This window comes from Enterococcus canis NBRC 100695, from assembly GCF_001544375.1.
Lineage (GTDB): Bacteria > Bacillota > Bacilli > Lactobacillales > Enterococcaceae > Enterococcus_H > Enterococcus_H canis.
In genome coordinates this window covers 315,362-332,751 of the sequence record NZ_BCQJ01000003.1, presented here as the reverse complement: position 1 = coordinate 332,751, position 17,390 = coordinate 315,362, and the positions used below count along the sequence as shown (strand labels likewise).

Below are 17,390 nucleotides of genomic sequence, written 5' to 3'. Positions count from 1 at the left end.
AGGAATTTTGAACATGATGGATTATTTAATTAACAATGGTGGCGGAATTGTTTTCGCGGTATTAGGAATGGCAACTGCTACGATCTTCTCAGGAATCGGGTCTTCAAAAGGGGTCGGTTTTACCGGGGAAGCGGCCGCCGCTTTAACGACAGAACAGCCGGAAAAATTCGGTCAAGCATTGATTTTGCAATTGTTACCAGGTACTCAAGGGTTATATGGTTTCGTTATCGCCTTCTTGATTTTTATCAATCTTAATGGGGATATGTCAATGGTTCAAGGCTTGAACTACTTTGTGGCCTCTTTACCAATCGCTTTCACAGGTTTGTTCTCTGGTATTGCCCAAGGACGCGTGGCTGCAGCTGGTATCCAAATTTTGGCTAAAAAACCAGAACATGCAACGAAAGGGATCATTTACGCTGCGATGGTGGAAACTTACGCTATCTTAGGTTTTGTTATTTCATTCTTATTAGTTCTGAATGTCTAATCAGGGAGGCACCGGCATGGATGCAATTGAAAAAATCATGCAGCAGATCCTAGCAAAGGGTCAAGCCGAGATCACCGAGCTGCGTCACGCCGAAAAGACGCGGATCGATGAAGCGCATAATGAGCGTCTGGTTACGCTGCAAGAACTAGAAAAGCAACAAATTGCTAAAAATAAGCAAGCAATCGAAAAGGAATTTCATCAGAAACGAAATCGACAACAGTTAGACGTTCGTCAGAGCGTGCTGAACCAAAAACAAGCCTACTTGGTGACGCTTTTTGAAGAGGCCGCGACAGCACTAGAAAGTCAATCAACAGAAGAGTTACAGGCTTTTGCGGAACAAGCTTTGAAATCGCTAAATTTAGCGGGAGCTGTTGTAGTGCCTGGCGCTAAATCAGCGGTGGCTTTAACGGCAGCTTGGCTGACTAATGTCAATCAAAAACTAGGAACGACTTACCAGCTGGGGACAACTGTTAGTGGTGAAGCCGGCTTTATCGTAGAGCAGGAAGGTGTCGAGTATAATTTCCTCTTTACCAGTCTAGTCCGGGAAATACAAGAAACAGAGAGCTTTCAAGTTGCGGAACGTCTGTTTCGTTAGGAGGGACCCATGAAAGACACAGCATATAATCAGATCAACCCGCTGATTCGTATCAAGGAATCGGCGCTGCTGACCAATGACCAATATGAGCGCTTATTGAAGGCGGAATTGGGCGGTGTCGAAGATATCTTAAAAAACACAGTGTATGGCCCTTACCTGACGATTGATTTTGCGGATCATATTGAAACGATCTTAGATCAAGAACAGCAAAAATTATTCAGTTGGGCCTATGAAAATGCACCGGAGAGCGATGTGGTGGCCATCTATACGATGCGCTATCTCTTCCATAATTTGAAGGTATTGACGAAGGCCGAAGTGACGGGGCAAAACCTCGATCATTTAGTCATCTCAGATGGTCATTTCTCACTAGCCGATCTAAAAAGCGCCATCAGAACGGGGCAATCTTCGATACTGCCAGAACATGTGATGGCCAGTATCAATGAAGTATTAGCCTATTTTGAAGATGCCAAGATCATGCAGGCCATCGATATCATTTATGATCGCACCTTTTTGACCGAACAACGCCGCTTAGCGGAAAAATTAGGTTACTCAGAATTGCTGCAAGAGGTGATTGCCTTTATTGATTTAACCAACATCACCACAATGGCCCGCGGTATCCTGCAAGGACAACACGCGACATTCTTAACGACGGTCTTATCCAGTTCAGGCAGTATCCCTAAAGAAACATTTTTAGCTTTTGCAGAGCATTCGTTAGGGGAATTTACTGATTTTCTTATGAGTACCAGCTATCATGAACTGTTACCTGTGAAAGAAAAGGAATTGGATGTGGCGGCTCTCGATAAGGTCAAAGATGACTATGTCACGAGCTTTTTCCAAAAGGCCAAAGTGATGGCCTTTGGACCGTTACCGCTATTGGCCTTTTTAAATGCAAAAGAGATTGAATGGAAAAATCTGCGCTTACTGATGGTCGGCAAACGCAGTGGCTTCTCGTTAGAACAGTTACAAGAAAGGATGCGGCTTAGCTATGTCTCATAAAATCGGCGTTATTGGCGATCGGGACTCAGTCATGCCTTTTAAACTCTTTGGCTTTGATGTGCGTTACGGCAAAGAAGCGATAGAAATCCGTGGGGCGATTGAAGAGATGGCCGCCGCTGATTATGGCGTGATCTACATCACAGAAGCGGCAGCCGTGACAGTTCCAGAAACCATCGAACGACACAAACAAAGTCTCAAACCGGCGATCATATTGATCCCGAGTCATAATGGAAGTTTAGGCATCGGCCTGGCACAGATCCAAGATAATGTGGAAAAAGCAGTCGGCCAAAACATTCTGTAGCAAAGGAGAAATGAATTTGCAAGTAGGAAAAATCATCAAAGTATCCGGCCCACTGGTGATGGCTGAAAATATGTCAGATGCCAGTATTCAAGATATTTGTCTCGTAGGTGACCTAGGGGTTATCGGAGAAATCATCGAAATGCGTGGCGATGTCGCCTCCATCCAAGTATATGAAGAAACCTCTGGAATTGGACCAGGCGAACCCGTAAAAACAACAGGTGAGGCTCTTTCAGTAGAGTTAGCACCGGGATTAGTCTCAGAGATGTTTGACGGAATTCAGCGGCCACTGGATACATTTATGCAAGTAACAAAAAGCAACTTTTTAACGCGTGGGGTCCAAATACCCGCGTTAGATCGTGAAAAAAAATGGACCTTTGTTCCAACAGCGGAAGTCGGCGTTGAAGTCGGCGCTGGGGATATCATTGGTTACGTTCAAGAAACCAATATCATTCGTCACCAAATTATGGTGCCTTTTGGTGTTAAAGGGACGGTCAAGGCCGTTTATCCAGGCGATTTTACGATTGAAGAGACGGTTTACGAATTAGAAACCCCTCAAGGACCAAAAGAATTCACCATGATGCAAAAATGGCCCGTTCGTCGAGGCCGCCCAATTTTTGAAAAAATGAATCCAAGCCAACCGATGCTTACGGGACAACGGGTTATTGATACCTTTTTCCCTGTGACTAAAGGGGGGGCGGCTGCGGTACCGGGACCTTTTGGAGCTGGCAAAACAGTTGTTCAGCACCAAATCGCTAAATGGGCGGATGTGGATCTAGTGGTTTACGTCGGCTGTGGCGAACGCGGGAACGAAATGACCGATGTACTGAATGAATTTCCAGAACTGATCGATCCAAATACCGGAGAATCATTGATGGAACGAACGGTCCTGATTGCCAATACATCGAATATGCCAGTAGCAGCCCGGGAAGCTTCCATTTATACCGGGATTACGATTGCGGAATATTTCCGCGATATGGGGTATTCCGTTGCGATTATGGCAGACTCGACTTCACGTTGGGCCGAAGCTTTGCGGGAAATGAGTGGTCGTTTGGAAGAAATGCCTGGGGATGAGGGCTATCCCGCTTACTTAGGTTCGCGTTTAGCAGAATACTATGAGCGTTCTGGGAAAGTAATCGCCTTAGGTAGTGACCGTCGGGAAGGTTCAATCACGGCCATCAGTGCGGTTTCACCTTCTGGGGGCGATATTTCTGAACCAGTCACTCAAAATACCTTGCGGGTTGTAAAAGTTTTCTGGGGGCTAGATTCTACTTTGGCACAAAAACGTCATTTCCCTTCAATTAACTGGTTATCCAGCTATTCCCTCTATTTGACCGAAGTCGGCCAATATATGGATCAGTATTTACAAGCTGACTGGGCAGCGATGGTGACGGAAGCAATGAGTCTTTTACAAGAAGAGTCACAACTGGATGAAATCGTCCGCTTAGTGGGGATTGATTCACTTTCTGACCGTGATCGCTTGACCTTAGAAGTTGCCAAACAAATTCGGGAAGACTATCTGCAACAAAACGCCTTTGATGACGTCGATACTTTTACCTCACGGGAAAAACAATACAAAATGTTGGATAATATCTTAACTTTTGCCCATGAAGGACAACGGGCATTAAAATTAGGTGCTTATCTGACCGAAATTATCAATGGCACGATTGAATTACGGGACCAGATTGCCCGCAGTAAATACGTTCCTGAAGAAGAATTAGCCCGCTTGGATGAAATTAAACAAGCAATCAAAACAACGATCCAACAAATCATTGAAGAAGGGGGCATGACGAATGCTTAAAGAATATCGTACGATTGGTGAAGCAGTTGGCCCCTTGATGGCGGTGGAAAAAGTCGCCGGTGTTAAATACGAGGAATTGATCGAAGTCCGGATGCAAAATGGTGAAATTCGGCGCGGCCAAGTATTAGAAGCCCAAGAAGATAAAGCGATGGTCCAAATTTTTGAAGGAACTGCCGGCATCAACTTGCGGGATTCCAAAGTTCGTTTCTTAGGACATCCATTACAACTAGGTGTCTCTGAGGATATGGTGGGGCGCGTTTTTGACGGTTTAGGCCGTCCTAAAGACAATGGGCCTGAAATCTTGCCAGAAAAAATGCTGGATATCAATGGGGAAGTCATCAATCCCGTAGCGCGTGACTATCCTGATGAGTTCATTCAAACGGGAATCTCCGCTATTGACCATTTAAATACCCTTGTTCGAGGACAAAAACTACCAGTTTTCTCTGGTTCAGGGTTGCCGCATAAAGAACTAGCGGCCCAAATCGCGCGCCAAGCAACGGTTTTGAATTCTCAGGAAGATTTCGCCGTGGTTTTTGCAGCCATCGGGATTACCTTTGAAGAAGCTGAATTCTTCATGGAAGATTTCCGGCAGACTGGCGCGATTGATCGCTCAGTGATGTTTATGAACTTAGCCAACGATCCAGCCATTGAACGGATTGCAACCCCGCGGATGGCACTGACTGCAGCAGAATATCTCGCCTATGAAAAAGGCATGCACGTGCTGGTAATTATGACCGATATGACTAACTACTGTGAAGCTTTACGGGAAATTTCAGCAGCACGTCGGGAAGTTCCCGGCCGCCGCGGTTATCCAGGGTATCTGTATACCAACTTGGCTACTTTGTATGAACGGGCTGGTCGCATTCGCGGGTTGAAAGGTTCTGTGACACAGATTCCAATTTTAACGATGCCAGAAGATGACAAGACCCATCCGATTCCCGATTTGACTGGTTATATCACGGAAGGACAAATTATTTTGTCTCGTGATTTAGATAAAAGTGGTATCCAGCCCCCAATCGACGTATTGCCATCCCTCTCCCGATTGAAAGATAAAGGAACCGGACCAGGCAAGACGCGGGAGGACCATGCGGCCACTATGAACCAGTTATTCGCAGCTTATGCCCAAGGGAAACAAGCCAAAGAGCTAGCGGTAGTTTTAGGAGAATCGGCTTTATCAGATGTGGATAAGATCTACGCAAAATTTGCGGAACGGTTTGAAAAAGAGTATGTCAATCAAGGCTTTTACACGAATCGTTCAATCGAAGAAACATTAGATCTTGGTTGGGAATTGTTGGCCATGTTGCCACGGACAGAATTGAAACGGATCAAGGATGACATGATCGACAAATACATGCCGAAAGGGGTGTAGGAAATGGCACGTTTAAACGTCAACCCCACGCGAATGGAATTGACGCGTCTGAAAAAGCAGCGAACCACTGCCACGCGGGGGCACAAGCTGTTAAAGGACAAACAGGATGAGCTGATGCGCCGCTTTATTTTGATGGTGCGAAAAAATAATGATTTGCGTCAAGAAGTAGAGGCTGAATTGTCCCAAGCTTTAGCCAGCTTCGTCTTAGCCAATGCGGCCTTGAACGAGAATTTCATCGAGGAATTGATGGCTGTGCCGGCTCAAAACGTCACCTTGGATGTCTACGAAAAAAATATTATGAGTGTTCCAGTGCCCGTCATGAATTTTCATTACGATGAGGCACTGGGGGAAGCACCGTTAGACTATGGCTACCTCAATTCCAATGTAGAATTGGATTTAGCTATGGAAAAGATTTCCAAGATCCTGCCAAAACTGTTAGAATTAACAGAGATTGAAAAAACGTGTCAACTGATGGCCGCTGAAATCGAAAAAACTAGAAGACGGGTCAATGCGTTAGAGTACATGACGATTCCGCAACTGGAAGAAACGATTTACTATATCCAGATGAAACTGGAAGAAAATGAGCGGGCTGATATTACACGCTTGATCAAAGTAAAAGATATGGGTGTCACTTCTTAGTGGCACTCTTTTCAATAGGAGATAAACGATGCGCAGATATAAAATCCAAGAAAGACGACGTTTTTCAGCCGTTCAGTTATTAGCTCTAGGATTCTTTTTATTGATCTTAGTAGGCGGTAGTTTACTATCATTGCCGATTTTTTCTCGTAGTGGCGAGTTCACCAACTATTTAGACAGTCTCTTTACGGCAACCTCAGCTGTCTGTGTGACGGGGCTAACTACCTTGAATACGGCTGAACATTGGAATGAATGGGGTCAACTCTTGATTATGGTTTTGATTGAGTTGGGCGGCTTAGGTTTTATGACGATGCCAGTCTTGATGTATTTCATCCTGAGACGGAAAATCAGTTTGCATACACGCATGCTTTTACAAGAAGCCTTGAACCTAGATGAGATGTCGGGGGCAATTCGTTTGATGCTTTACATCATTAAATTTGCGGCGACGATTCAAATTATCGGAGCCCTGTTATTGAGTATCCAATTTGTCCCAGAATTTGGCTGGCGTAAGGGCATCTTTTTTGGTATTTTCCATTCTGTCTCTAGTTTCTGTAATGCTGGATTTGACCTGTTAGGGGATAGCTTGGTGCCGTATCAGAAAAATCCTTTTGTGCTGTTAGTGGTTTCCGGTCTGATTATCGCCGGTGGTTTTGGTTTTATCGTTTGGCGTGATGTGCTAGGCTATCGTAAAAATCGCTTGCTTTCCTTGCACACTAAATTAGCCTTGTGGGTGACGGGGATTCTTTTAGCCGGAGGGATGCTGCTATTCTTCATCACTGAAAACAATGCGGCCAGCTTGACCACTGGCACGAACTTTTTTGAGCGTTTGGCTAATACCTTCTTTATGGCGGTGACGCCACGAACTGCCGGTTATTATTCTATTGACTATATGCAAATGACCAACGCTGGTTTAATCGTAACGATGTTTCTGATGTACATTGGGGGAACCTCAGGATCGACTGCCGGTGGGTTAAAAACCACAACTTTTGGGGTCTTGTGTATCCAAATTATGTCGATTTTCAAGGGTCGAAGTCGGGCAGAATTTCAGGAGCGAACCATTCGTTCAGCCGTCGTTTTTCGCGCCTTTACTTTATTTTTCCTAACCTTTTTCCTTTGTGTGGCGGCGATTATTATTTTGACAATTACGGAAAATATTCCTGAAACCTCTGGAGTAGAATATGTCGCGTTTGAAGTCTTCTCGGCATTTGGAACGGTAGGCCTGACAATGGGCTTAACACCGGACCTGACTGTAGTGGGTAAGTTGATTATCATGCTGTTGATGTATATTGGTCGCGTAGGCATCTATACAGTTGGTTTCTCTTTAATGACCAAGGCAAATCAGCAAGAAGCAAAATTCAAATACCCAGAAGAAAGTATTATGATTGGCTAAAAAAAGAAGCCTGGCAGCGTTAGCGGCTGTCATGCTTCTTTTTGCGTATCAGTGGTTTTTGTCTTAATTATTCATATTGCGCCCGAGGACCGCCAATCAGTTTTGGTCGGGAAGTCAAGGCTGTAACATGGGCGGCCCCTAAGGTTTTCTTCACAGGACGCAGCGGAATTTGAACGTGTTTAATGTGCATGCCAATCGCAGTATCGCCAATATCAAGGCCAGCTTTGGCGGTAATATGTTCAATTTCAACTGGGTCTTCAAATAGTTGGAAAGCTGCCACCGAAGCGGAACCACCAGCGTGTAAAGCGGGCACCACACTGACGATTTCAAAGTCCTTTTGCTCCGCCAAGGTACGTTCTACTGCCAAAGCTCGGTTGATATGTTCGCAGCCTTGCACAGCTAAATAAATACCGCGTTCCTTTAATAAGTCATAAAGTGTGTTGACAATCACTTCGCCGACTTCTTGGCTAGAGTTTTTACCAATAACGCCGCCAACAACTTCACTACTAGAACAACCTAATACAAAAATTTCGCCTTTTTTAATGTCGGATTTTTCAATAATATCTAACGTAATTTCCGTTAAGTCTTGTTGTAGGGTTTCTAAAAATGTCATGATACTCGATCCTTTCGTATACCTTGGAAGCGGGCCAAGCCTTTGACTACCGGCAAGGTCACTATGATTCCAAAGCCATTTTGAACGATGTTGCCAACAATAGAAGCTAGTCCAGAGCCTAAGCCAAACAGGAACCAGCCGGCAAAGAAGTAACCAACCACCATTACGATGCTGCCTAGAGCTAAACCAGTCATGTCGGACCCTTTAAAGGCTTTTTTAGCCAAACGCCCGGTAATATAGCCCTGTAAGCCGTGGATGATAATGGAAAAAAGTGCCCATTCGGGATAGCCGCTGATCAAATCAATCAGGCCGCCACTTGCGGCACCCACAATCATGCCGGGCACGCCACCAAATAACAGGGAAGTCGTGTAGATACCAACTTCAGCTAAGGTGACAAAACCTCGTGTTGGGGGTACTGGGATAATAAAGAAGATGGACAGTGTGACGGTTACAGCGATCAGCATCGCCAATAAGGGTAGTGAAATTTTTTTCATTAATGCGCCTCCTCTGTTTGCAAGCCATTAGGCCAGACATTTCCGAATCCTGGTGAAACGATGTAACCTTGGCGAATCGCTGCGTGAACAAATTTCTTAGCAAAGGTGATGGCCTCAATGGCTGTTGCACCTTTAGCCATCTCGGCCGTAATTGCTGCTGCAAAGGTACAGCCGGCGCCGTTGACGGTTTCGTGGGGCAACTTTTCTGCTTCTAACAAAGTGAAGGTACCGTCGAAAACCAAATCGACGGCTTGTTCACCCGCTAGACGATTACCACCTTTAATGACCACGACTTTAGGACCCAGTCGGTGGATTTTAAGCGCCGCCGCTTCCATATCCGCCACTGATTTAATGGGCATTGCCGCCAGAATTTCTGCTTCTGCCAAATTAGGGGTGGTAATGGTGGTTAGCGGAAATAATTCTGTGACAATCGCTCGGGCTAAGCCATTCTCCTGCCAGTTTTTACTTTCTTTAAAGGCGAAAACCGGATCGGCGATGACCGGTGCTGTTTGGCTTTTTAGAAATTTTTTGGTTTCTGCTACTGTTTCCTCGGTCAACAGTAACCCTAGCTTGATGGCATCCAGTGGCACCGCCGCTAAACTAGCCAGTTGTTCTTGGACTAAACTCGTTGCTAGGGGGTGCAGTTCAAATTGATCTTTTACGGTTGCGATGCAAGTCACTGCAGCCAGACCAGCCGTGTTTAGCTGTGAAAAGGTTGCCAAGTCGGCTTGTAGGCCGCCACCGGCAAAGATATCAGAACCAGCAATTGTTAGCACTTTTTTCATCGTTTCACCTCCTCAGAATACTATAGCAAATCCTGACACAGAAAAAAACAACCAATTGGATGTTTTAAAACCATCCAATTGGTTGTTTTTTAAGCGCGAATGACTTCGATTTTATAGCCATCTGGATCCATTACAAAGTAGTAAGAAGGAGCGGTGCCAGGCAGACCTTTTAAGTCAGTCATTTCAAAGCCAGCTGCTTTTTGTTCTTCGTGTAAAGCTTCCAGGTCAGCTACGGCAATCGCAATATGTCCATAGCCGTCGCCAAGGTCGTAAGCCCCGTGATCGTAATTGTAGGTTAATTCTAATTCGTAGTCATCCCCTGGTAAAGTTAAGTAGACTAAGGTAAATTTGTTTTCCGGGAAATCACGGCGACGACTTTCTTCAAAACCAAATGCTCGTTGATAAAAGTCTAGTGACGCCTCCAAATCCTTTACACGGACACAAGTATGAGCCATTTTCATATAGACATCTTCCTTTCTAGTTGTTGATTTTATCTTAACATAGCCGCTAGTCAAAGAAAATTTTCTGCCTGAAGCTTGTTGCAATGTGTGAGTTCAGTTAAACTTGTATGAGAAGGAGAGGGGAAAATGAAACCAATATTTGGGCAGCCTGAAGCAGGTAAAACTTATAAAACGCGTAAAGGTGTGTATACCGTTATTTCGCGGGAAGATCAAATCGTAATTGTGGAAGCTCCTAATGGCGCATGCTTTTTACCGGGGGGCGAAATTGAAGGAAATGAGACGCATGCTGAGGCACTAGCACGGGAAATGCTGGAAGAACTAGGGTTTGTAATTGAGATTGGGGCGTATCTAGGCGAAGCGGCGGATTATTTCTATTCTCGTTTTCGTGACACGTATTTTTATAATCCCGGCTATTTTTATATTGCTGATAGTTGGCAATCGGTGGCGGAACCTTTGGAGAAGACCAACAAGATTCACTGGGTTTCGGTTAAGGAAGCCCTCGTGCGCTTAAAAAGAGGGAGTCATCGTTGGGCAGTCTTACAATGGATCGAAAAAAATCGCTAAAAAAACGCTGAGAAAGTCGCTTCTCAGCGTTTTTTCGTGTCTGCTATTTTAGGACGTATTCTTGAATGATATGGGCTACACCATCTTCTTCATTAGAAGGGGCCACGATATCGGCGGCGGCTTTCACCGTGTCTACTGCATTGCCCATCGCCACACCAGTACCGGCGAATTCAATCATGGAAAGATCATTTTCGTTGTCGCCAATCGCCATGACTTCTTCCGGTGCTAATTGCAGGTGAGCGGCTAGTGCCTTTAAGCCTGCGCCTTTACTAGCATCACGATTCAAAATTTCATAATAGAAAGTATCGCTGCGAACCATTGTATATTTTTTAGCAAAATCAGCTGGAATGCGGTTGATGACCTCGGTTAGGTAATCTGGTTCGTCAATGTACATCATTTTGATGATATTTAATTCCGGAGTCATTTCTTGAACCGTCCGGTAACGTAACGGCATTTTCACCCAAAAAGCTTCATTCACCGTATAGTAGCTGATGTCGCGGTTGGCAGTGTAAATGGCCTCATCCGTAATCGTATGCAAATGCACGTTTAAACGCCGTGACATGGTTTCAATTTCTAGAAAATCTTCATAACTCAAGGTATGGCTGGAGATTTTCTTACCGGATAAGCTTTCTTGTACCAGCGAGCCGTTATAGGTAATGACATAATCATCATTGTCATTGAGCTCTAACTCATCTAAATAACGATGAACCCCTGGTAAGGGACGACCAGTACATAAAACGATATGCACGCCTTGAGCTTTAGCAGCGCTGATGGCGGACTTAACGGTTGGTGTGACTTCTTTGTTATCGGTGACTAACGTACCATCGATGTCGATAGCAACTAATTTGATTGACATAACTTCCTCCTAAAGCGACACGACCGCGCCATTGCGGATGTGTCTGGCAAATTCTTGGTAAACTTCCTCAAATAAATCGTAATGGTTTGCATGCAAAGGTGCAAGCATTTCTTTTGGAAAATAAAAACGGGTGTCTCCTTGACCTTGGCCGGCTAAGGCTGCCACCAAACTAGAAATTTGTGATAATTCCACTAATTCACCATCTGTTTTCATAATTTCGATCTGAGTGCGATGTCGATTCGTTTCAGGACGGTAAAAGTCATAAGGTAGATCAAAGCTGGAATTGATGGCGGTATAGTACTTGGTATTGTAGCCAACTTCGTCGATCAATGCCCGCATTTCTTCCAATAAAGCTTTATCTTCAGGATCTTCAAAGGTTGCTGATTTGAACGGCTTCCGACGTAAGAAGCGCCGAGCCAGATCGCTTAAAATGGCATCAGGAGCGTCCTGCCAAGCTAAAAAGTAGGTATTCAGTACCCCGTCATCCAGTTTTAGGTAATCATTTAACGTATAATCACCCCGGAAAAATGGTAGCAGAAAACGGGCTTCTTCCAAATACTCTTGCCCTTCTTCGTAAAGCTCCTTAGCTCGCTTCAATAAATGGTCTAGAATCACTTCCATGCCCCGAGATACAGGATGGAAATAGACTTGCATGTACATTTGATAGCGGCTGACAATGTAATCTTCCACAGCATGCATGCCATTCATTTGAAAGGCGATACCGTCTTTATAAGGACGAATGACTCGTAAAATTCGGGTCAAATCAAAGGTGCCGTATTCAGTACCGGTAAAATAAGCATCCCGTAATAAGTAGTCCATCCGGTCAGCATCAATCTGACTGGAAATCATCTGAACCACCTGCGGATTGGGATAGGTTTTTTGAATCACGCTGGCCACTTTTTCGGGAAAGCCTGCTTCCACCCGGTTCAAAATTTGATAGACTTCGGTTTCTGGCGAAGTTAGAATCGCCACCGTTACCTGTTCGTGATCCGTTTGAAAAATATGCTCAAAAGTATGGGAATAAGGTCCGTGACCGACGTCATGGAGTAAGGCTGCACACAAGGCCACTAATCGTTCTCCTTCATCCCAGCCGTCTGCGCCAATTTTTTCCTTTGAGTAATTGCGTTTGAACAAGTCGCAAATCCGGCGGGTAATGTCGTAAACCCCTAAGGAGTGAGAGAAGCGACTATGTTCAGCACCGTGAAAAGTAAAGGAGGACGTGCCTAACTGCTTGATGCGGCGCAAACGCTGAAACTCTTTGGAATCGATCAAGTCTAAAATTACTTGGTGTTGGACATGGATATAGTTATGGACTGGATCGCGAAAAACTTTTTCGATGGGGAGCATTTCATATTTATAGGTCATGCTTACAACTCCTCCAAAATTTGATTGCGGGCTAGCATACGGGTACGTTGGTGCTCAAATTCCGCTAGTAGTCCCTTGGTTTTCAAAAAATCAGACCAGTCAGCAGCAAGTTGTTGACCGGGCATAGTGGCTAAAAGCCGAGCTTTGACGGCCTCAATCGAGTCATATTCCGGTAGAAAATCAGCCAGGTTAGCCATGACGTTAGGATCCACAGGTGGATAGCCATTGCTGCCAAAGTCGGCCTGCAAACCAGCTTGGTAAAAGGCACGCATGGCTGCTCCACGAGCTAGTTGGTTGCCGTTAACGGAGAGATAGAGCATGACGGCAATGCCTTTTTTGATCCGTCGTTGCGCGATTCCGGCGATTTTTTTCCCATGGATACTCAAGTCAAAGGTACCAGGACAATAAGAATCAGGAATTTCATAGGCTTCAATTGGCTGTTCAGCTGTGGCGAAAGCTCGTTGCAGCCATTGCCACATTTGGGTATAGGCCTCGTCAATGGCGATTTTAGCCTCGCTAGGGTTGGGTAAAATCAAGCTGACATTTAAAACGCCGCTATCGCTAACCACGCCTAGACCACCGGCACTACGGACGATGGGTTCATAACCATGCTTCTCTAAGCTTGTCACAGCATCTTTCAAATGTGGCAGGCGGGTATCTTTCATCCCTAAAATCACGCGCTCTTCCATTTGCCAAAAGTGCAGCATTGTTTGGTTATGGTCACCGGCATATTGAATTAAGCAGTCGGTTAAAGCAAAAGGCGCAAAGGGGTCGGTAACCTTTTGTTGAAAGACTAGTTGTTCAGTCATGGGGCACCTCGCGATCTAAGTAATCCCTGACTTCCTTATTCATTTGGGCATACTCTTGCGAAAAACGGACGGGCTTACTAACAATCCGCATCGGTAGGCTGGTCAAAAAGTGGCTGAAATCCTGCCGGGCTTCCTCCGTCAAGCGTCCCGGTTTAGAAATCAGGCGTTCGTATAAATACTGGTGGAAGATCTTCATAGCATCAAGATCGATACTGATCTGGTTTTGACAAATCTGGCAATCGATACTGGCAATCTGTTGATCTAAATAATGGATGTGATGGGGTGTTTCTTTTTGACAGTGCATACAAAACAGCGCTGCCTGTTCTTCATAAAACAGCATATTGTTCACCTCCAGTTCATTATAAACGAAGCGGACCGAACTTTCAGCCTAGGAACTCCAAAGAATTCGTGAAGAAAGCGGGAACAACTTGCTTTTTACATGAAAAATCTTTAGACTTGGTAACAAATGATCAAGAGAGGAACAAATGTAAAGATGATCGAGATGTCTATCCAAACAAAAGCCGCACTCTCAGAGGAGCAATTGCGGCAGTATCTTGAAAAAATGGTGGAGATTCGCGTTTTTGAAGAAACAATCCAAAGCCTGTATGACGAAGGGGAAATCTATGGCACCATGCATTTATGTACCGGTGAAGAAGCTACGGCAATTGGCGGAACGGCTTTGTTAGAAAAAACGGATTGGATTACTTCCACCCACCGTAACCATGGTCACTGCATTGGAAAAGGGACTTCAGTGCGGGGGATGTTAGCTGAAATGATGGGCCGCACCACCGGCACAAATGGCGGTAAAGGCGGCAGCATGCATATTGCAGATATGGCAGTGGGCAACCTTGGTTCAAACGGAATTGTGGGAGCTGGTTTTCCGATTGCCACCGGCGCTGCCTTAAGTGCTAAAATGCAAGGAACCGGTCAAGTAGTAGTTTGCTTTGCTGGCGACGGCGCTACCAATGAAGGGAGTTTTCATGAAGCCTTGAATTTGGCTTCTATTTGGCAGCTGCCTGTGATCTTCTTTATTGAGAATAATCACTACGCCATGAGTAGCCCTATTGAAAAAATGGTGAATATTGACCACTTGTCAGAGCGCGGGGCGGCTTACGGCATACCTGGCGTGACGATTGATGGCAACGATCTCTTAACTGTTTTAGATGCGATGAATGATGCATTAGCTTATGTTCGCGGCGGTGAAGGCCCGGTTTTATTAGAGGCGATGACTTATCGCCATGCCGGCCACTCGAAGTCAGATAAGAATCTCTACCGTACCGAAGCTGAGATCGAAGAGTGGCAAAAAGCGAATGATCCTATTTTACGTTGGGCTGAAAAATTGCAGGCGGCGGGTCTAGCGGTGGATTTAGACCAGTTATACCAAGAAAAACGGACAGAATTACTGGAACTAGTAGCTGAAGTACGCCGCGATCCTTTTCCAGAGGCTGCGGCTCTGTACCAGCATGTCTATGCGGAGGCGGAAGTATGAGAGAAATCAGCTATTTAGAGGCAGTCACTGAAGCTCTGCGGGAAGCCTTAGCGGCTGACGAACGGGTGTATCTGATTGGGGAAGATATTGGCGTCTATGGTGGGGGCTTTGGTGCCACCAAAGGCCTAGAGGAGGAGTTTGGGGCAGAAAGAGTTCGCTCAACCCCTATTTCCGAAAGCGCGATTGCCGGCGTTGCTGTCGGATCAGCCATGACCGGCTTGCGGCCTGTTATGGAGCTGCAATTTTCGGATTTTATTACGGTGGCGATGGATCAGCTAGTGAACCAAGCAGCGAAGATTCATTATATGTACAACGGTCAAGCCAAGGTGCCACTAGTGATGCGTACGGCTGGTGGTTCAGGAACCGGGGCAGCGGCGCAACATTCACAAAGTTTAGAAAACTGGATGGCGCATATCCCTGGTCTGAAGGTCCTGCAGCCTAGCACCCCTTATGATGTCAAAGGGCTGTTACATGCTGCTATCAAAGATGAAAATCCCGTCATGGTCTATGAACACAAGTTACTGTATAAAGAAGTCGGCCCGGTACCTGAGGAGCCTTACGAATTACCACTAGGGGTGGCGGATTGTAAGCGAGAGGGACGCGACTTAACTATTATCGCTACTGGCCTAATGGTGCAAAAATCTTTACAGGCTGCTACCACCTTAGCAGCAGAAGGTATCGACGTGGAGGTAATGGATCCGCGAACATTGGTGCCGTTAGATGTTGCCGGCTTGCAAGCATCCGCTGCTAAAACCAAAAAGGTCTTAATTGTGACGGAGGCAGTTCAAGCAAGTGGCTTTTCGGCTGAACTAGCTGCCGTAATCGCAGAAGCTGGGGTGGCCCAAGTTCGTCGCTTAGGGGGCGCCTTTACACCGATGCCCGCCCAAAAGCAATTGGAGCATTTAGCGACTCCGCAAGTTGAAACCATTATCGCCGCAGTCAAAGAAATGGTAGGCACCGTCCATGAAGTACAGTGAAGACCATCGTAAATTAGTAAAAGTTGCCAGCTTGTATTATCAAGAGGGCTGGACGCAAGCAGAAATTGCCAAAAAGATGCAGATTTCGCGTCCCATGATTTCCAAAATTTTACAGGCGGCCCGCGAAAAAGGTATCGTCCGCATCTATTTAGATGATGAAACAGCGCATAGTACCGAACTAGCGCGCAAAATTGAGACGAGATTTCAATTGCAAGATGTCATTGTGGCGCCCAGTAATGACGTAGTAGACCCTAAGCAAGCTGTTGCCGAAGCGGCGGCGGGCTACTTACTAACGCAGCTGCGACCACAACTGAAGATTGGCTTGACCTGGGGGACGACTTTAGCAGCCGTTATTAATGAAATCCCCTTTCAAAATTATCCTGACATGCAGGTTTGTCCCTTAGTAGGTGGCGTCAGCAGTGAACACCTTTACTATGACACGAATCATCTTACCTTCCGCCTAGCGGAACGCTTGCAGGCTGATTGCCATTACTTCTATGCACCAGCTTTGGCAGAGTCACAGATTTTAGCAGATACCCTAAGAAGTTCACAAATGTTACAGCGAGCCATGAAAGCGGCTAAAAGTGTCGACTTGGCGCTGATTGGGCTAGGAAATCCGCTGGCTAATTCAACTTGGCAGACTTTGGGATACTGGCAAGATCCTTCCGATTTTGCTGACAAGGGAATCGTAGGGGATGTTGCGGCGTCTTTGTTTGACAAAAACGGTCAAACCGTGAACAATGAAATCAGTCAGCGGATGCTGGGATTAAAAGTGGAAGAGCTAACTGAAATCCCGCAAGTCGTCGTCGTAGCCAGTGGCAAAAATAAAGCCGACAGTTTATGGCCTCTTTTAGTAGCCCAACGTTGTACGACGATTGTGATTGACGAAGCACTAGCTGAAGAAATTGTAAAGAAAGCAGGGAGATAAAATGGACCTAACACAAGGAGTGCCCATTTCCATTCAATTAAAAACCACCGTCAAGCAGGAGGATACCCAAGATTTTCTCTTTGATTTGACCGGCCAAATCATCAAAATCGGTGATACGTTATACATACGCTATAAAGAAAAACAAGATGGAGTAGAAATTCCCGTAACCATCAAGGTGGAACCAGACGGAACGATTCAATTGATCCGTTCTGGGGAAATGCGGATGCGTTTGCGTTTCCGCTATCAAGAAAGCATGGAGACGACGTACCGGACGCCTTATGGCTTGTTCCACATCACTACCAAGACCCATAACTTGCGCTTTAGTTTGAAGGACCGCCCAGTATCCGGCCGAATCGTGATTGACTACGATCTCTTATCTCAACAACAATTGATGGGAAATTATCATTTAGAGCTGGATTTTACCGCTTGATTCGTCAGTAAGCATTGCTTTTTGACCCCGATTTTTGTATGATAGAGAGT

The 17,390-nt window shown here is 45.5% G+C and carries 21 protein-coding genes; 13 read left to right on the top strand and 8 right to left on the bottom strand.

All coding sequences use genetic code 11. The features are described 5' to 3' along the window. Nucleotides 1–13: 13 nt before the first annotated feature. From ECA01S_RS06880 to ECA01S_RS06845, 8 genes are read left to right on the top strand one after another with little or no spacing between them, the layout of a single operon-like run. The gene (locus ECA01S_RS06880) at nt 14–484 is read left to right on the top strand and encodes a V-type ATP synthase subunit K (RefSeq protein ID WP_067393076.1); all 471 of its coding nucleotides are present in this window, start codon (nt 14–16) and stop codon (nt 482–484) included. Between the two features lie 16 nt (nt 485–500). Beyond that, on the top strand, nt 501–1,079 hold the full coding sequence (locus tag ECA01S_RS06875) for a hypothetical protein (protein WP_067393073.1): 579 nt from the start codon (nt 501–503) through the stop codon (nt 1,077–1,079). A gap of 9 nt (nt 1,080–1,088) precedes the next feature. Then, on the top strand, nt 1,089–2,075 hold the full coding sequence (locus ECA01S_RS06870) for a V-type ATPase subunit (protein WP_067393070.1): 987 nt from the start codon (nt 1,089–1,091) through the stop codon (nt 2,073–2,075). Further along, nucleotides 2,065–2,376, top strand: coding sequence for a V-type ATP synthase subunit F (locus ECA01S_RS06865; RefSeq protein WP_067393067.1), 312 nt, complete (start codon nt 2,065–2,067; stop codon nt 2,374–2,376). Before ECA01S_RS06870 ends, ECA01S_RS06865 begins: the two co-directional genes overlap by 11 nt. A gap of 16 nt (nt 2,377–2,392) precedes the next feature. Then, entirely contained in the window at nt 2,393–4,174 is a 1,782-nt protein-coding gene (locus tag ECA01S_RS06860) for a V-type ATP synthase subunit A (RefSeq protein WP_067393065.1), read from the top strand. Continuing rightward, nucleotides 4,167–5,543 (top strand): V-type ATP synthase subunit B, encoded by a 1,377-nt coding sequence (locus tag ECA01S_RS06855; protein WP_067393063.1) that lies wholly within the window; start codon nt 4,167–4,169, stop codon nt 5,541–5,543. The genes ECA01S_RS06860 and ECA01S_RS06855 overlap by 8 nt, the downstream gene beginning before the upstream one ends. Nucleotides 5,544–5,546: 3 nt before the next feature. After that, entirely contained in the window at nt 5,547–6,182 is a 636-nt protein-coding gene (locus ECA01S_RS06850; protein WP_067393061.1) for a V-type ATP synthase subunit D, read from the top strand. A gap of 28 nt (nt 6,183–6,210) precedes the next feature. Continuing rightward, the gene (locus tag ECA01S_RS06845) at nt 6,211–7,569 is read left to right on the top strand and encodes a TrkH family potassium uptake protein (protein WP_067393059.1); all 1,359 of its coding nucleotides are present in this window, start codon (nt 6,211–6,213) and stop codon (nt 7,567–7,569) included. 67 nt (nt 7,570–7,636) lie between these two features. Here ECA01S_RS06845 and ECA01S_RS06840 read toward each other — a convergent pair whose 3' ends face one another. The 4 genes from ECA01S_RS06840 to gloA form a co-directional block, all read right to left on the bottom strand. Further along, nucleotides 7,637–8,182: a TIGR01440 family protein gene (locus ECA01S_RS06840; protein WP_067393057.1), complete on the bottom strand. Its 546-nt coding sequence runs from the start codon at nt 8,180–8,182 to the stop codon at nt 7,637–7,639. Beyond that, nucleotides 8,179–8,676, bottom strand: a complete 498-nt coding sequence (locus ECA01S_RS06835) for an ECF transporter S component (protein WP_067393054.1) — start codon at nt 8,674–8,676, stop codon at nt 8,179–8,181. The genes ECA01S_RS06840 and ECA01S_RS06835 overlap by 4 nt, the downstream gene beginning before the upstream one ends. Continuing rightward, nucleotides 8,676–9,461 carry a bifunctional hydroxymethylpyrimidine kinase/phosphomethylpyrimidine kinase gene (locus tag ECA01S_RS06830; protein ID WP_067393051.1) on the bottom strand — a complete coding sequence of 262 codons (786 nt, stop codon included), beginning with the start codon at nt 9,459–9,461 and terminating at the stop codon, nt 8,676–8,678. Before ECA01S_RS06830 ends, ECA01S_RS06835 begins: the two co-directional genes overlap by 1 nt. 89 nt (nt 9,462–9,550) lie before the next feature. Further along, nucleotides 9,551–9,922, bottom strand: coding sequence for a lactoylglutathione lyase (gene gloA, locus ECA01S_RS06825; RefSeq protein WP_067393048.1), 372 nt, complete (start codon nt 9,920–9,922; stop codon nt 9,551–9,553). Between the two features lie 126 nt (nt 9,923–10,048). Between gloA and ECA01S_RS06820 the strand changes: the two genes are divergently transcribed. After that, a complete protein-coding gene (locus ECA01S_RS06820) occupies nt 10,049–10,486 on the top strand; it encodes an NUDIX hydrolase (protein WP_067393045.1) in 438 nt (145 codons plus the stop codon). Between the two features lie 43 nt (nt 10,487–10,529). Here the strand turns inward: ECA01S_RS06820 and yidA are convergent, their stop codons facing one another. The 4 genes from yidA to ECA01S_RS06800 are packed head-to-tail and all read right to left on the bottom strand — an operon-like array spanning nt 10,530 to nt 13,856. Beyond that, nucleotides 10,530–11,342 carry a sugar-phosphatase gene (gene yidA / locus ECA01S_RS06815; RefSeq protein ID WP_067393042.1) on the bottom strand — a complete coding sequence of 271 codons (813 nt, stop codon included), beginning with the start codon at nt 11,340–11,342 and terminating at the stop codon, nt 10,530–10,532. Nucleotides 11,343–11,351: 9 nt separating this feature from the next. Next, entirely contained in the window at nt 11,352–12,707 is a 1,356-nt protein-coding gene (locus tag ECA01S_RS06810) for an HD domain-containing protein (RefSeq protein ID WP_067393039.1), read from the bottom strand. A 2-nt stretch (nt 12,708–12,709) separates the two neighbouring features. Next, nucleotides 12,710–13,516 carry a lipoate--protein ligase family protein gene (locus ECA01S_RS06805; protein ID WP_067393037.1) on the bottom strand — a complete coding sequence of 269 codons (807 nt, stop codon included), beginning with the start codon at nt 13,514–13,516 and terminating at the stop codon, nt 12,710–12,712. After that, a complete protein-coding gene (locus tag ECA01S_RS06800; protein WP_067393034.1) occupies nt 13,509–13,856 on the bottom strand; it encodes a hypothetical protein in 348 nt (115 codons plus the stop codon). Before ECA01S_RS06800 ends, ECA01S_RS06805 begins: the two co-directional genes overlap by 8 nt. A 153-nt stretch (nt 13,857–14,009) precedes the next feature. Here ECA01S_RS06800 and ECA01S_RS06795 point away from each other — a divergent pair, with 153 nt between their 5' ends. From ECA01S_RS06795 to ECA01S_RS06780, 4 genes are read left to right on the top strand one after another with little or no spacing between them, the layout of a single operon-like run. Next, a complete protein-coding gene (locus tag ECA01S_RS06795) occupies nt 14,010–15,005 on the top strand; it encodes a thiamine pyrophosphate-dependent dehydrogenase E1 component subunit alpha (protein ID WP_174519967.1) in 996 nt (331 codons plus the stop codon). Next, nucleotides 15,002–15,982, top strand: a complete 981-nt coding sequence (locus ECA01S_RS06790) for an alpha-ketoacid dehydrogenase subunit beta (protein ID WP_067393029.1) — start codon at nt 15,002–15,004, stop codon at nt 15,980–15,982. The genes ECA01S_RS06795 and ECA01S_RS06790 overlap by 4 nt, the downstream gene beginning before the upstream one ends. Further along, entirely contained in the window at nt 15,969–16,910 is a 942-nt protein-coding gene (locus tag ECA01S_RS06785) for a sugar-binding transcriptional regulator (protein ID WP_067393026.1), read from the top strand. The genes ECA01S_RS06790 and ECA01S_RS06785 overlap by 14 nt, the downstream gene beginning before the upstream one ends. Before the next feature lies 1 nt (nt 16,911). Further along, on the top strand, nt 16,912–17,340 hold the full coding sequence (locus tag ECA01S_RS06780) for a YwiB family protein (RefSeq protein WP_067393024.1): 429 nt from the start codon (nt 16,912–16,914) through the stop codon (nt 17,338–17,340). The last annotated feature ends 50 nt before the right edge of the window (nt 17,341–17,390 follow it).

What these genes read in the sequence shown, in the direction of transcription:
- ECA01S_RS06840 (WP_067393057.1), bottom strand. Translation starts at nt 8,182, where the DNA reads ATGACATTTTTAGAAACCCTACAACAAGACTTAACGGAAATTACGTTA.
- ECA01S_RS06875 (WP_067393073.1), top strand. Translation starts at nt 501, where the DNA reads ATGGATGCAATTGAAAAAATCATGCAGCAGATCCTAGCAAAGGGTCAA.
- ECA01S_RS06790 (WP_067393029.1), top strand. Translation starts at nt 15,002, where the DNA reads ATGAGAGAAATCAGCTATTTAGAGGCAGTCACTGAAGCTCTGCGGGAA.
- ECA01S_RS06865 (WP_067393067.1), top strand. Translation starts at nt 2,065, where the DNA reads ATGTCTCATAAAATCGGCGTTATTGGCGATCGGGACTCAGTCATGCCT.
- ECA01S_RS06785 (WP_067393026.1), top strand. Translation starts at nt 15,969, where the DNA reads ATGAAGTACAGTGAAGACCATCGTAAATTAGTAAAAGTTGCCAGCTTG.
- ECA01S_RS06845 (WP_067393059.1), top strand. Translation starts at nt 6,211, where the DNA reads ATGCGCAGATATAAAATCCAAGAAAGACGACGTTTTTCAGCCGTTCAG.
- ECA01S_RS06795 (WP_174519967.1), top strand. Translation starts at nt 14,010, where the DNA reads ATGATCGAGATGTCTATCCAAACAAAAGCCGCACTCTCAGAGGAGCAA.
- yidA (WP_067393042.1), bottom strand. Translation starts at nt 11,342, where the DNA reads ATGTCAATCAAATTAGTTGCTATCGACATCGATGGTACGTTAGTCACC.
- ECA01S_RS06880 (WP_067393076.1), top strand. Translation starts at nt 14, where the DNA reads ATGATGGATTATTTAATTAACAATGGTGGCGGAATTGTTTTCGCGGTA.
- gloA (WP_067393048.1), bottom strand. Translation starts at nt 9,922, where the DNA reads ATGAAAATGGCTCATACTTGTGTCCGTGTAAAGGATTTGGAGGCGTCA.
- ECA01S_RS06830 (WP_067393051.1), bottom strand. Translation starts at nt 9,461, where the DNA reads ATGAAAAAAGTGCTAACAATTGCTGGTTCTGATATCTTTGCCGGTGGC.
- ECA01S_RS06850 (WP_067393061.1), top strand. Translation starts at nt 5,547, where the DNA reads ATGGCACGTTTAAACGTCAACCCCACGCGAATGGAATTGACGCGTCTG.
- ECA01S_RS06810 (WP_067393039.1), bottom strand. Translation starts at nt 12,707, where the DNA reads ATGACCTATAAATATGAAATGCTCCCCATCGAAAAAGTTTTTCGCGAT.
- ECA01S_RS06855 (WP_067393063.1), top strand. Translation starts at nt 4,167, where the DNA reads ATGCTTAAAGAATATCGTACGATTGGTGAAGCAGTTGGCCCCTTGATG.
- ECA01S_RS06870 (WP_067393070.1), top strand. Translation starts at nt 1,089, where the DNA reads ATGAAAGACACAGCATATAATCAGATCAACCCGCTGATTCGTATCAAG.
- ECA01S_RS06780 (WP_067393024.1), top strand. Translation starts at nt 16,912, where the DNA reads ATGGACCTAACACAAGGAGTGCCCATTTCCATTCAATTAAAAACCACC.
- ECA01S_RS06820 (WP_067393045.1), top strand. Translation starts at nt 10,049, where the DNA reads ATGAAACCAATATTTGGGCAGCCTGAAGCAGGTAAAACTTATAAAACG.
- ECA01S_RS06800 (WP_067393034.1), bottom strand. Translation starts at nt 13,856, where the DNA reads ATGCTGTTTTATGAAGAACAGGCAGCGCTGTTTTGTATGCACTGTCAA.
- ECA01S_RS06805 (WP_067393037.1), bottom strand. Translation starts at nt 13,516, where the DNA reads ATGACTGAACAACTAGTCTTTCAACAAAAGGTTACCGACCCCTTTGCG.
- ECA01S_RS06835 (WP_067393054.1), bottom strand. Translation starts at nt 8,676, where the DNA reads ATGAAAAAAATTTCACTACCCTTATTGGCGATGCTGATCGCTGTAACC.